Source organism: Campylobacter ureolyticus, from assembly GCF_027277485.1.
In the GTDB taxonomy this organism is placed as follows: Bacteria; Campylobacterota; Campylobacteria; order Campylobacterales; family Campylobacteraceae; genus Campylobacter_B; species Campylobacter_B ureolyticus_B.
In genome coordinates this window covers 1-13,285 of sequence record NZ_JAPXGQ010000003.1, presented here as the reverse complement: position 1 = coordinate 13,285, position 13,285 = coordinate 1, and the positions used below count along the sequence as shown (strand labels likewise).

The following is a 13,285-nucleotide window of genomic DNA, read 5'->3' as shown; positions in this document are numbered from 1 at the left end:
ATGATAATATGGTTTTTTTATGTAAAGTAGAGTGTGCAGGGTGGCAACCCCATTCTAAGGGAATAGTGTGGTGTGCATTCAGGTTACATTCAGGTTACATGGGTGTGCAAATTAGATATATATATTAAACTGATACTCTTTTATTACTTCTATATGGATTACATGAGATAGTCCACACTCCGTGTGGTTGAATACCAGCTACTAATTTTTTTTTTAAAGAGTGAGAAAAACTGCTGAATTCCCCTCATAGGCGGCAGCCTGTTATCCCATCATTCCAAGACAGATGAGTTAATTAAGTATATAGGCGTTAGAAATTCTCTTTATATCAAAAATACAATACCCCCTATAGCTCAAACAAAGAAGTGGCTTGAAACAAAGAGAAAATGCCCTAATACTTGGTGGCTTCAATATGAAAATGATATGATAATTAATTTTAGACAAGCTATTGGAAGGCTTATAAGAACACCAAAAGATAAGTGATAAAAAATAATGATACAATTAATAAAATATTTAGGAGATGAGATATGGAAGTATATGAAATATATTCAGATGATACAATTGAAACCTATGTCAATACATATGGTTTGACACTAAATGAGTGTGGCAGACAAGATATTGTTTTATCTAATGAAACGGTAGAAAAAATAGAGTTATATGGTGGAAAATCTTTCATATATGAGATATTTCAAAATCATATAGCTGATAAGATTGGAACACCTTATCATAAAAGTAGTGCAGCTTATAGGTTAGAGTTATCTATCGAAGAGATATGCAATGATATTAACCATTTTACAATGGATGAATATCGTAGCATTAAGCAAAAATTTCTTAACTGGGACTGGGATAGAGCAGATAAGAGAAGAGCAGCAAGGAAAGAAAGAATACTAAATAAGTATATAGGCGATAGATAAAAATTTTCTCTTTTTTAAAAACTCTAACTCTTAAATTAAACTTAAAAACAGCTCAAAAAAGCATAAAAAATGATGAAATTTATAAAAAAACAAAAAAACACTCTTAAAATCATTAACTATTCATTTATCTTTTAAATTTGTCCCTGCTATTTTTTTATTTTTTAAAAAAGTTCAGTATTATTTTAAAAACATAAATGCTATAAAAAAATAATACTAGAATAATATATAACGCCTATATAGGCTATATCTGTATTTTTGAGTAGATAAAAAAGTAATATTAAGTGTTTATAATTCCCTATGTATGGGAATATTATAATATAAATTACCTTAAAAAATGATTAAAAAAAATATTAAAAAATGGCCTTGATTTTTTATAGTGAATCATGTTATATTTTTCCTATAAAAAATAAACATAAATAATACTAAGTATTATTAGGAAGGTTGAAAAAGTGGAAACAAAAAGAAAAGCTTGCTTCTACTTCGGCTCTCCAAGCGAAAGCAATTGGCGTAAAGCGCAAGGTCATAATTTAAGAATAGCCTATGTTCCACATCTTTTACCTGACGAATTTTCGCTGTTTAATGAATATTGGGGTGATTCATCTGCCAAATTAGCTCAAGAAGTATTTAACTCAAAATTTGCTCTGTATTGCGAAGGAAAAAAAGGTAAAAAACCAATAATTGCAAATAATATTAGAGAAGCTATTGTGAACTGCGATTCGCACACCACTATAGAACAATTAATAGAGCTTGCAGACGCCGTAAATAGCGAGTTTGGCTATTACCCACTTTCCATTTCAATACACAGGGATGAGGGTGTTCTGAAACGAAAATCTGATGGAAAAATTTTCATCCCTCAAGTTGATTTCGAAGTTGATGAAAATGGCGAGGCGTGGGAACTTTCAGATGGTGGATATGAAAATGGCAAACTTAAAAAGGCCAAAAAAACAGGAAAAAAATTCTTTGATGTTTATAGCATAGATGAATTTGAGCCTGTGAGAAATTACCATGCGCATATGACATTTTGTACGTTGAGAGACCCTAGTAAATGGCGACGCAGTGGGTATTCTATGGGTACGAGTGATCTAAAAAAGCTCCAATCGATGACAGCTGAAATTTTGGGGATGGAACGAGGTGTTTCAGGAGCTAAAAGACTTGACTGGAGAAGTTATAAAGCAAAAAAATATCTTGAAAATGAAGCAAAAGAAGTAAAAGCTGATATCCAAAATATGGAGTATTCTACTCTTGCTAAGAGCAGAGAAATGTTTCAAACTACCGTGGGAGCGACATTCGATAACTATGAAAATCAAGTAAAAAGTGATGAAGAAACCCTAAAAATGGTTCAAGATAGTAGAAAATTCTTTGAAAATATGGCAAATTCAGGCGACATGACGTATGAATTCTATCGACATTTTCAAAATAATTTTTATGATTTTGAAGAAAAATTAAAAGAAAAAATAAAACAAAATAATCTATATAAAGGAATGTAACAATGAAGAATTTAAAATTTAATGATGAAATTTGGATGGAAAAACCATCTATTGAAAAGTCCAAATTCGATGATATAGGCTACTTTTTAACGTCTCCAAAACTTGATAGTGAGGTTTTTCTAACTACCTCATTTTGCCAAGACATGAGCGAAATAGGAAGGAAAGAAAATAAGGTAGAGTATCGAGGACTAACTGGCTGGAAAACAGCCGAAATGTGCGAATGGACTAGAATAGCAAATATGTGCGAATGCTCTAAAATAGCTAGTTATAGTAATGTTTCATTTAAAAGTGGGTATCGAAAACGAGAAAACATTATCTCTCTAAATTTCCTAGTTTTTGACTTTGACCATGGAATTCTGCTTGAAAATGTTGCAAATTTTTTAAAAACCCAAAATTTTAAAAGCTTGATATCAACAACTTCAAGGCATTGCCCACATGGAGAAAACAAATTCAGACTAATAATTCCATTGTCAAGCTCTATCTATGAAAAACTAACAAATGACGAATATAGGGCAATTTCATCACATATCTTAGAGATTTTGAGGAATGATGAAATAGCTCAAAAATACGATAAAAATGCTCTGAATTTTGGGCAGATGTATTATACTTCGCAATCATCAAAACACAAGCAAAGCCTTTATTTTGGGGAAAATAAGGGCATTTTGGATTCAAACAAAATACTTGAATATCTTGAATTTTATAGGCTGGAAAAAGAAAAAGAGAAAAAGTTTAAAATAAAAGCTGCTATTCAGATGACTGGAAGTCATTCTACCACCCCAAGCCAAATCAAGGCAAATAACCAATCTATGGGGAGTTCAAATGCATTAATCTTACTTGATTTTCAAAAGCTGAATAGCGATTATAAAATAGAGGAACTAATTGAAAAATTTGAACCCCATTTGAAAAAAGATTGTAGTGGAACTTGGCGTGGTGAGGGTATTGCATATATCAAGTGTCAGTGGGATAATGCTGTGGTCAATATGAATGATTCAGTTGGAAAAAGGATAAGTTATACACCTGCACAATATTTGCGAAAACAGTTAAAATGCCACAGTTGGCGTGATTTGGGGGATATTTTATTAAGGATTTACGGCAAAGATTATTTAACCTTAAACTATCCAAAAATTAAAGCAGCAGTTGAAAAAGCTTTGGAAAACCCAGATGTGAAAAACGATATAACTTTTAATGATTTCCTATGCACTGAATTGGAATTAAAAAAGAGAAAAGCTAAAGACAGGCTCGGAAATGAGATAACAATATCACCTATAAAGCTCGATGGAATGGGCTTTACAATATTCGGACGTAATGTGAGTTTTAGGGAGTTGGGTTTCTCAAAAGGCAAAATAATTGAAAATTTTAGAAAAAAAAGAGGTGGCAAATGAAAGACGTTGACCTCCCAAAAATAAGTAAAGAGGACGAATACTGGGCCGAATGGCACTTTTAGATTTTATCGCCATTCGCTTTTAGTTGCCCTATTTTAGGGCTTTTAAATTAAAAAATAAAGGAAAAAAAATGAAAATTAACAAAAATTTTACACAACAAGAGAATGAGTTTAACAATAAAATGTTTTTAAGCTGGTTTTTTGATATAAATAAAACAGCTGATTATTTTGATGGTTTACCTGCCCTGTATTTGGAACAAATGCACAGAACACTAATACTGGAATGGAATTATGAAGAGTTAGAACCAAGCTCTTTATATTTTCAAATCTTAAAAAAACTTGGTGAAGATACTGAATTTTCCGATAGACTAGAAATTATGTATAAACGTTTACCTCAAATAGTAAAAGAACTTGCTAAAAATGAAATTCAAAAACTAGGTGATATTCCAACTAATCCTATTTTTGACAAACAAGAAAATATATTTATCTATTACGCTACGAATTCTAAAAAATATTTAAGGCTAGATAGAGATGACTCATATTTTCGCTTTTTAAAAATGTGGGGTGCTCTTTGTAACTATTCCGTAAAGTCGCAAAAAGTACATATGGCATATCAACTAGCTTATGAACTTTTTTCTGAATTTAAAATTAAAATAAGTTATCAAGACTATTTAAACAATCTTGGTTATGAAATACAAAAGGGAGTACCTGATACCTATGAAAAATATAAAAATGAATATAAGGAAATGGAAGAATATTTTAAAACAAATAGTGATTAAAAAAGCTCATACTTGACCCTTGCCTCTGGCAAGGTATAAAAGCAAGAGGGGATAAGCGTTAGCTTAGACTCCTTGCATATCTTTTTAGGGCTTTTTTTAAATAAAATATATAAAGTAAAGGAAAAAATTATGAAAAACTATAAAAATCAACTAAATAATTGCAAAAACAATCAGCAATTGCATGATGTGATGGATGACATCTTATCAACCGATGATAAGATGTCTTATGATGAAAGAAAAGAGTTATTAGATTACTATTTAAAACTTGGAAAAATAGATAGAAATAAGTTATCAAAAATGGTAATAGTAGAACTTGACCTTTTTATTGATGCTTTGGCAAAAGCTAACGATTATGACTTGCAAATAGCTTGTGCTGCTGGATTAGAACACATTATTGAATGTGATATTGAGGATTCAGATGACAACGATGAGCGTGATTGTCTATATGATTTAAAGCTTTTAATGTTAGGAAAATGACGATGATGAAGTAAACAACAAAAAAGGCATATACTACTATGTGCTAAACAGAAACGAAAAGCATCTAAATTTAAGAGAGTTTAGCGATAGTGTAAAAAATGCAAAATGGTATTTGCGTAAAATGTGGTAAGAAATTTGAGTTAAAAGATATGCAAGCCGACCATATCACACCATGGTCTAAGGGTGGCAAAACAAATGCCCAAAATTGTCAAATGCTCTGTGCGAATTGCAACAGAACAAAATCAGATAAGTAACTAATTTTATAGTGCCATTTTTGGCACTATATATTTTTTTATATAGTAATAAGAGCCAATGAAAAACGATCAGATAAAAATTAATTAATAAAGAAAACGATGATACTTTTTTGGATATGTTTTGAATTCAATTCTCAAAATATCCCTCTACCGAGGGATTGAAATTCATCCATTTTTAATAACTATTATCAAAATATATAAATATAACGCCTACATAGGCTATAAAGTAGATAAAAAAGTAAATGAAAATATATGAAATATGAAATCTTACATATGAAATATGAAATATGAAATCTTACATATGAAATATGATTGACAAATAACAAGGAAATGATAGATGAGATAAAGCTTATTTTTGTTGTCAAATAAAATTTAATGACTAATAGACTAATAGACTAATAGACTAATAGACATATTAGGCGTTAGAGAAACTCTAACGCAATATGCTCTGCGAGGCTAAGACAAAATAAGCTTTCTTTTTTTGTAATATGTAATACGTAATATGTTAATATTCAATATTCAATATGCAATATGTACATATGATTTATTCTAACGCCTAGTGATGAATTCTAATATGTTTTTCGATAAGATGACTTCCAGTCATTATGAATTTCAGCATCACAACACTCTCTTTTTAAAGAATTACTCCATTTTTACTAAGGATTTCATCAACATCCGAAACTGTTTTTTCAGCTTTTAAAAATAGAGTTTTTTACCTTTTAAAAAAGAAGCTATTTCATTTGTAAATTCATTTCCGTGAGAGTTTTTCGCTGTATAAATATCACTAAATCCATACTCCAAAGCTTCTTTTGTCGAGCCATCACCTATACTAAAAACTTTCAAATTTACTTTTTTTATGTTGTTAAATTTTAAAGCCTTAATAGAGTTTTTTGAAGTAATGACTAAAGCATCAAATTTACTTAAATCAACACTAAATTTTAAAAACTCTATTTCGCAAACTTTTAAATTTTTAACTGCTTTATTTTGTGTGTGAGATATGAGATAAATTTTATCCATTTATTTTGCCTTTTTATAAACTTCCATATTTGTAATCTATTTTGAAAAATATTAAAACTTTTTACATAAACATATATAATAAGATTATAATTATATGATAAATTTCTTATTTATTTTTTAATGCAAAAATAATTTTGTAATAAAAGAGGATTTTTATATCACTCTTAATTGGTATTGAAAATAGAACAACTATGGACATTGATACAATTATTAAAGGGATAGATCTAAAAGAAGAAAGAATAAAAGAAAATTTAGTTTAATCACAGTAATCGCAATTTAAATTGTGATGCTTGAAAGCTAAATTACGAACTTCACTAGGAAGTTTTCCCTTGTATCTTTTGTAATAAATGGAAAATTTACTATGAGATGTGTATCCAACAGACTCAGCTATCTCCTTTATAGGAAGCTCAGTATTTAAAAGAAGAGTTTCAGCTACATTCATTCTTTTCCTTTGGGTGTATTCTGTAATGCTTTGACCATATTTTTCTTTAAACAAATTTTTTAATTTTGTTCCACTCATTTTAGATATTTTTTCAAGTGTTCTTTGGTTTATATTCATTGAGAAATGATCATCTAAAAATCTGGCTACATCTTCAAGTGCCTTATCATCATCAGACTCAATTTTATAATTTTTTCTATTTAAGTAGGTATCTATTACTCTGCTTATCCACTCATTTGCTTTGGCTTTAAAGAAAAAATCAGCAGCAGGAGCGCTCATTTTACAATTTAATATTTCCATTGTCACTTTTTCTAATGACTTTGTAAGTATTATTTGATTTGATTGAAATAAAGCCCTATAAAATGATTCTAGGTCAATATCAATGGACGATAAGTGTTTTTCTAGAAGTTCTTTTTTAAAGCCTATAGAAACAGCAAGATAATAGCAGTTCTCGTGCAATAAAAATCGAAAGTCATCTTTTATATTGTCAAAATCAAAAGTGCATAATGAGTTGGCTGTCAAAGTTTGATAAGGATTAAATTTCTCGCCGTTTGCACTTACAATGTAGCTAGAGTATATCGAAACATAGTCTGCCATACTATAAGTGCTATTTTGAACTACCTCTTCTCTGATATAAAAATCATGTATATCAATAATAAATCCATCTCCTTCATAAAACCAATATAGGCCTTCCGCATAGGTTGAATCCTCTTTACTCCAACAAAATGTATTCCCTGCACTTGAATATTTCTTATTGTTTTTACATTCATCTACGTTCATATATTCTTTTACAAATTCATAATAAGTCATCATAATCCTATCCCTTTTAGACAATATTCCAATTAGCCTTATTAATTAAAAACTATTGTATTTGTATTATAATCGATGTATAATAAAAAATCAACGATAATTATTGTCAAAATTTATATCTAAATGAGATATTAAAGAAAGGGGAGATGAATGAATATTTATAAAAAGCTATTTGCTTATGTAGAGGATAAAAAATATCTTGGAGTTTTTGCTATAGTTTTTTCTGTCATATCTGCAGTGCTCACAGTATATGGATATTATCTAATCTACAAATTTTTAGATAATTTAATAGTTAATTCAAATTTATCTGGCGCAGAGAGTTTAGCGTTAAAATCAGTCTTTGCATTAACAGGTGGAGCAATATTTTATTTTGTTTCAGGAATGTTTTCACACATATTGGGATTTAGGCTTGAAACAAATTTAAGAAAAAGAGGGATTGATGGCCTAGAGAAAGCAAGCTTTAGGTTCTTTGACTTGAACCCTTCTGGAAAAATTAGAAAGATCATAGATGACAATGCCGCGCAAACTCATCAAGTTGTAGCCCACATGATTCCAGATAGCTCTCAAGCAATAATTACACCTTTTCTTGTGCTTGTGCTTGGCTTTATAGTAAGTATAAGAGTAGGCATCACTTTACTTGCTCTTACAATAATCGGAAGCGTAATTTTAGGAGCAATGATGGGCGAGGGAAGATTTATGAAGATATACCAAGAAGCCCTATCTAAACTAAGTGCTGAAACTGTCGAGTACGTTAGAGGAATGCAGGTTGTAAAAATATTTAGAGCAAATGTAGAGTCATTTAAAAGTTTCTACAAGGCGATAAAAGATTACTCAAAGTATGCTTATGACTATTCACTATCTTGTAAAAAACCTTATGTTTTGTATCAGTGGTTATTTTTTGGTCTAGTTACTATCTTAATTATTCCAGTTGTCTATTTTATGACTAGCTTAGGTAGTGCCAAGATGATATTACTTGAGCTTATCATGATTTTATTTTTATCAGGAGTTATGTTCGTTTCATTTATGAGAATGATGTGGTACTCCATGTATATCTCTCAAGGAAATTATGCCGTAGATACTTTAGAGTCACTATACAATGATATGCAAAAAGACAAATTAGTGCATGGCAATCTCAATAATTTTAAAAACTTCAATATTGAGTTTGACAATGTAAGCTTTGCTTATAATGATAAAGTTGTCATTGAAAATTTATCCTTTAAATTAGAAGAAGGAAAGTCCTATGCACTAGTCGGTTCCTCTGGATCAGGCAAATCAACAGTAGCAAAACTTATATCAGGTTTTTATAATGTCAATGAAGGAAGCATAAAGATAGGCGGCATACCAATATCTAAATATTCTAACGAAGCCCTAATTAAAGCTATCTCCTTTGTTTTTCAAGATTCGAAATTGTTTAAGAAAAGTATTTATGACAATGTTGCTTTAGCCAATAAAGAGGCGAGCAAAGATGACGTTATGAAAGCCCTGAAATTAGCAGGATGCGATCTGATACTGGACAAATTCCCAGATAGAGAAAATACAGTCATAGGCTCAAAAGGAGTTTATTTATCTGGAGGAGAGAGACAAAGAATTGCAATTGCTAGAGCAATTTTAAAGGATTCTAAAATTATTATTATGGATGAAGCATCGGCGTCTATCGATCCAGATAATGAGTTTGAACTGCAAAAAGCTTTCAAAAATCTTATGAAGGATAAGACAGTTATCATGATTGCTCACAGACTTTCTACAATTAAAGATCTTGATGAAATACTTGTGATGGATAATGGAAGAATAATAGAGAGAGGTTCTGACAAAGAGTTAATGTCAAGAGATACAAGGTATAAGAGACTGCAAGAGTTGTTTAACAGTGCAAATGAATGGAGGGTTTCAAATGAAAGAGTTTTATAAAAAAAGATTTGCTCTTACAGATAGGGGAGCTAGAAATTTAACTAAAGCAACACTATTCTCATTTTTTGTCTATTGTATAAATATGCTTCCTGTAATAATACTAATGTTTTTTGCTCAAGAAGTATTGGAGAATATCGACAAAAGCAATGGTTTTTATATAATATTTTCAGTTTTGACCTTGATAGTAATGTATATTTTACTTTTTATTGAGTACGATAAACTGTATAGCACAACATATCAAGAAAGTGCAGATTTAAGAGTAAGGACAGCGGAGTATTTGTCAAAACTGCCTCTATCATACTTTTCTAAACATGATATTTCTGATCTCTCACAAACAATCATGGCTGATATTGAGGGCATAGAACATGCAATGAGCCACTCGATACCAAAAGTTGGCGGTATGGCACTCTTCTTCCCACTAATATCTGTAATGATGTTAGTAGGAAATGTCAAGATGGGCTTAGCTGTAATTATTCCATCACTCTTAAGCTTTATTTTCATACCTTTATCTAAAAAATATCAAGTTAAAGGGCAGAAAAAATATTATGACATCTTAAGAGAAAATTCAGAAAGCTTTCAGGAAAATATCGAAATGCAAATGGAGATTAAAGCATATGGCTTATCAGAGGAGATGAAAGAAAAGCTATATGAAAAAATGGATAAAAGTGAAAAAGTACACTTAAAGACAGAAATGGGACTTGTTTTAACTATGTCACTTTCATCAATATTTAGCTTTATATCTCTTGCTGTTGTGATATTTGTTGGCGTAAATTTAATTATTAATAAAGAGATAAGTGTTCTCTACCTTATAGGATACTTGCTAGCGGCTATGAAGATAAAAGACGCTCTAGATGCATCTAAAGAGGGTATGATGGAAATATTTTATTTAACGCCAAAGATTGAAAGATTAAAAGAAATTCAAAATCAAAATCTCCAAGAGGGCAAAGACTATAAGTTAAAAAAATTTGATATTGATCTAAAAGATGTTGAATTTGCTTATAACAAAGACGCAAAAATTTTAAGGGGAGTTAGCTTTAAGGCAAAGCAGGGAGAGGTCACTGCCTTGGTAGGAGCAAGTGGCTGCGGTAAAACAACTATCTTAAAACTTATATCAAGACTTTATGATTATGACGAGGGACAAATCCTAATCGATGACAAAGATATCAAAGAAATATCAACAGAATCACTTTTTGACAAGGTTTCAATAGTTTTTCAAGATGTGGTTCTTTTTAATCAAAGTGTTATGGAAAATATTAGACTTGGCAAGCAAGAAGCAAGTGATGAAGAAGTTAAAAGAGCAGCAAAACTTGCCAATTGCACAGACTTTATAAAAAAAATGGATAAGGATTTTGATACAGTTATTGGCGAGAATGGCGCTGAGCTATCTGGTGGTGAAAGACAAAGACTATCAATAGCAAGAGCTTTTTTAAAAGACGCACCAATATTAATATTGGATGAAATAGCAGCAAGCCTTGATGTAGATAATGAGAAAAAAATTCAAGAGTCTTTAAATAATTTAATTAAAGACAAAACTGTTGTTATAATTTCACACAGAATGAAATCCATAGAAAATGCGGACAAGATTGTAGTTCTTGAAAACGGAAAAGTGGAAAGCGAAGGTAAGCATGAAGAGCTTTTACAAAAATCAAAAGTTTACAAGAATTTAATAGAAAAGACAAAAATGGCAGAAGAATTTATTTATTAGGAGGAATTATTGGAGCATATATAGGCAGGGCTCTATTGAAAAAACACTTTGAAAAAGGTAGGCATTGTATAATGCCTACCTTTTCTTCAAATGCTCCCTTTAATCCCAATCCCATAAGTAAGATATTAGCCGTATTTCTTACAGGCTTAACTGTTATGCATAGCATAAATATCCGTTTTGAGCTAGCGATTATCTGTTTTATTGGTATTTTGTTTTATTTGAATGGGTACAAAAAAACACTTTTCAAATGGATAATTTTATGATTTTTTTCTACACTAAACCCAATACTTAAGATGTTTTTAAGTATACCTATTGTCTTTAGAATGTTTTTATTGCCATTTATGGCAGCAAGTTTCATGATTAAGACTTCTGATGTAGGTACAATAATTTTATCGATGAATAAGCTTAAAATTTCAAAAAATCTATCCATACCTATTGCGGTTATGTTTAGGTTTTTCCCATCTTTTAAAGAGGAGAAGAAAAACATCAAAATGGCTATGAGAGTAAGAGAGATAAATTTTAAAAACCCAATCAAATATTTTGAATATGTTGCAGTACTACTACTAAATATCTTCAAATATTGCAGATGACATTTCAAAAGCGGCAGAAACAAAAGCAATAGAAAATCCAATTGCCAAGACCAGATCTATCCGTGTAAAGATACAGCTAATTTATTTTGTTTATGTTTTAGCGGTTGATGGACTAATTGTAGGAGGCTTAGTATGGTAGAAGTTAAAAATGATTATTGACATCATTTTCTTTTTGTGATATAATGAACGTGCAAAATGAATGATTGCGTGGCGGGGCCTGTGAGTTCCAAGTGCTGCAAGATTGTAGCTTGGGAATGGTTTGCTGAGAAAAAACCTCTCTTCATAGTTTTCCGGGGCTAGACCAGGTTGCCACATGATTAAAAACAGGAGGACAAAATGAAAAAAACAAAATTACTTTTAGCGATTGGGGCTTTATTTTGCTCCGTGCTTTTATATGCTGCTCCGGCAAGCAATGCCAGTGCCAATGCTGAAAACAACAAGGTATCCTTGGCTGATTGGGAAGGCGAATGGAACAACATGGGTGGCTACCTAGAACGCCCTGAAGTTCAATCTGCTTACAAAGAATTAGCTAAAAAGGAAAATGTTGATGTGGCCAAGGCTAAAGCAGACTACCTTGCCAAGAGAAAATGTGACTTTGACGGCTTAAAGATCGAAGGCGACAAGGTTACCTACCTATCTACTTTTCCTGCAGACAAGGGTGAAGCAAAGGGTGAAGGAACTTACAAGTTTGTTGAATTAAAAGAAGTTCCCCGCGGAAAAGCAACCTTGAAATGGAATATTTTTGAAGCAGAAGGAGATGCTCCTTACAAGTATTTATTGTTGATGCCTGTCGGTTGGGAAGAAGCTCTAATCCATTTCCACATGCGCTATGGTGATGACAAAGACGAATTATTGGCTAAAGAAGGTTGGTTCCCAACTTTTGTAAAACCATCTTCTACCAATGATCAAATTAGTGGAGAAATTGCAGAATAATTTATTCTAAAATACCTTCAAAAAAGAGATAAAGATGAAAACAAGTTGGACAGGGCAACCTGTCCTTTCTTTTGTTAAGGAGGGAGGACCTTTTGCAAAAAAAAAGGAAGATATCTTTTGGCTCTGGTTTGCCTGACGGTCTGCGGGGGGCGGAGAGAAAAAAGTGACAAGCCCTTAATTTATACGTCCTTTTCCCCCAATACAAGACATGACCAATATGGTAATCTATATTTTAAATCATATTATTGGGCGAATCAAATATTTAACCTAAACAAATATTAAGAATTTATTTAATAATAAAATTTTTTCGTATCCAAAAAGTGAATTTTTACTCCAAAGAATTATCGAAATTTCCACTCAACCAAACGACATCGTAATGGATTTTTTCTTAGGGTTTCGTGTCATAATAGTGATAGAGGCAAATAGTTATGTAAATATAAAGAGTTCAAGACTTCTGCCAAAGTTTAAAGCTCAAAAAATAAATAGTTGGTGTGCTGCTTAGAGTAACCATTTTGATAATGTGGATGCGAAACAAAAAGAGATAATCAGACTTCGTAAAAAATTGAAACAGGTTGAAATGGAGAATGATATTTTAAA

At 31.1% G+C, this 13,285-nt stretch carries 14 protein-coding genes; 12 read left to right on the top strand and 2 right to left on the bottom strand.

Features of this window, described 5'->3' with window-relative positions:
• Window positions 1–237: 237 nt before the first annotated feature.
• The 7 genes from O6B72_RS09575 (at window position 238) to O6B72_RS09570 (ending at window position 5,289) form a co-directional block, all read left to right on the top strand.
• Window positions 238–480 carry a helicase C-terminal domain-containing protein gene (locus tag O6B72_RS09575; protein WP_415271060.1) on the top strand — a complete coding sequence of 81 codons (243 nt, stop codon included), beginning with the start codon at window positions 238–240 and terminating at the stop codon, window positions 478–480.
• 44 nt (window positions 481–524) lie between these two features.
• Window positions 525–911 (top strand): hypothetical protein, encoded by a 387-nt coding sequence (locus O6B72_RS01985; RefSeq protein WP_269492055.1) that lies wholly within the window; start codon window positions 525–527, stop codon window positions 909–911.
• Window positions 912–1,360: 449 nt separating this feature from the next.
• The gene (locus O6B72_RS01980; protein ID WP_269492054.1) at window positions 1,361–2,398 is read left to right on the top strand and encodes a hypothetical protein; all 1,038 of its coding nucleotides are present in this window, start codon (window positions 1,361–1,363) and stop codon (window positions 2,396–2,398) included.
• 2 nt (window positions 2,399–2,400) lie between these two features.
• Complete coding sequence (locus O6B72_RS01975) at window positions 2,401–3,780, top strand: hypothetical protein (protein ID WP_269492053.1); 1,380 nt, start codon at window positions 2,401–2,403, stop codon at window positions 3,778–3,780.
• A gap of 130 nt (window positions 3,781–3,910) precedes the next feature.
• Entirely contained in the window at window positions 3,911–4,558 is a 648-nt protein-coding gene (locus tag O6B72_RS01970; protein WP_269492052.1) for a hypothetical protein, read from the top strand.
• 189 nt (window positions 4,559–4,747) lie between these two features.
• Window positions 4,748–5,035, top strand: coding sequence for a hypothetical protein (locus O6B72_RS01965; RefSeq protein WP_269492051.1), 288 nt, complete (start codon window positions 4,748–4,750; stop codon window positions 5,033–5,035).
• A 98-nt stretch (window positions 5,036–5,133) separates the two neighbouring features.
• A complete protein-coding gene (locus tag O6B72_RS09570) occupies window positions 5,134–5,289 on the top strand; it encodes an HNH endonuclease (RefSeq protein ID WP_415271058.1) in 156 nt (51 codons plus the stop codon).
• A 696-nt stretch (window positions 5,290–5,985) separates the two neighbouring features.
• Here O6B72_RS09570 and O6B72_RS01960 read toward each other — a convergent pair.
• Window positions 5,986–6,306, bottom strand: a complete 321-nt coding sequence (locus O6B72_RS01960; protein ID WP_269492050.1) for a uroporphyrinogen-III synthase — start codon at window positions 6,304–6,306, stop codon at window positions 5,986–5,988.
• A 256-nt stretch (window positions 6,307–6,562) separates the two neighbouring features.
• Window positions 6,563–7,555: an AraC family transcriptional regulator gene (locus O6B72_RS01955; protein ID WP_269492049.1), complete on the bottom strand. Its 993-nt coding sequence runs from the start codon at window positions 7,553–7,555 to the stop codon at window positions 6,563–6,565.
• A 150-nt stretch (window positions 7,556–7,705) separates the two neighbouring features.
• On the opposite strand from O6B72_RS01955, the gene O6B72_RS01950 reads away from it, so the two are divergent.
• The 5 genes from O6B72_RS01950 (at window position 7,706) to O6B72_RS09510 (ending at window position 13,190) form a co-directional block, all read left to right on the top strand.
• Entirely contained in the window at window positions 7,706–9,460 is a 1,755-nt protein-coding gene (locus tag O6B72_RS01950; protein ID WP_269492048.1) for an ABC transporter ATP-binding protein, read from the top strand.
• Entirely contained in the window at window positions 9,444–11,165 is a 1,722-nt protein-coding gene (locus tag O6B72_RS01945; RefSeq protein WP_269492047.1) for an ABC transporter ATP-binding protein, read from the top strand. Before O6B72_RS01950 ends, O6B72_RS01945 begins: the two co-directional genes overlap by 17 nt.
• Before the next feature lie 293 nt (window positions 11,166–11,458).
• Window positions 11,459–11,755, top strand: a complete 297-nt coding sequence (locus O6B72_RS01940) for an energy-coupling factor transporter transmembrane component T (RefSeq protein ID WP_269492046.1) — start codon at window positions 11,459–11,461, stop codon at window positions 11,753–11,755.
• A 336-nt stretch (window positions 11,756–12,091) separates the two neighbouring features.
• The gene (locus O6B72_RS01935) at window positions 12,092–12,688 is read left to right on the top strand and encodes a ZinT/AdcA family metal-binding protein (RefSeq protein WP_269492045.1); all 597 of its coding nucleotides are present in this window, start codon (window positions 12,092–12,094) and stop codon (window positions 12,686–12,688) included.
• Window positions 12,689–12,965: 277 nt separating this feature from the next.
• Window positions 12,966–13,190: a DNA methyltransferase gene (locus O6B72_RS09510; RefSeq protein WP_332112744.1), complete on the top strand. Its 225-nt coding sequence runs from the start codon at window positions 12,966–12,968 to the stop codon at window positions 13,188–13,190.
• Window positions 13,191–13,285 lie beyond the last annotated feature (95 nt).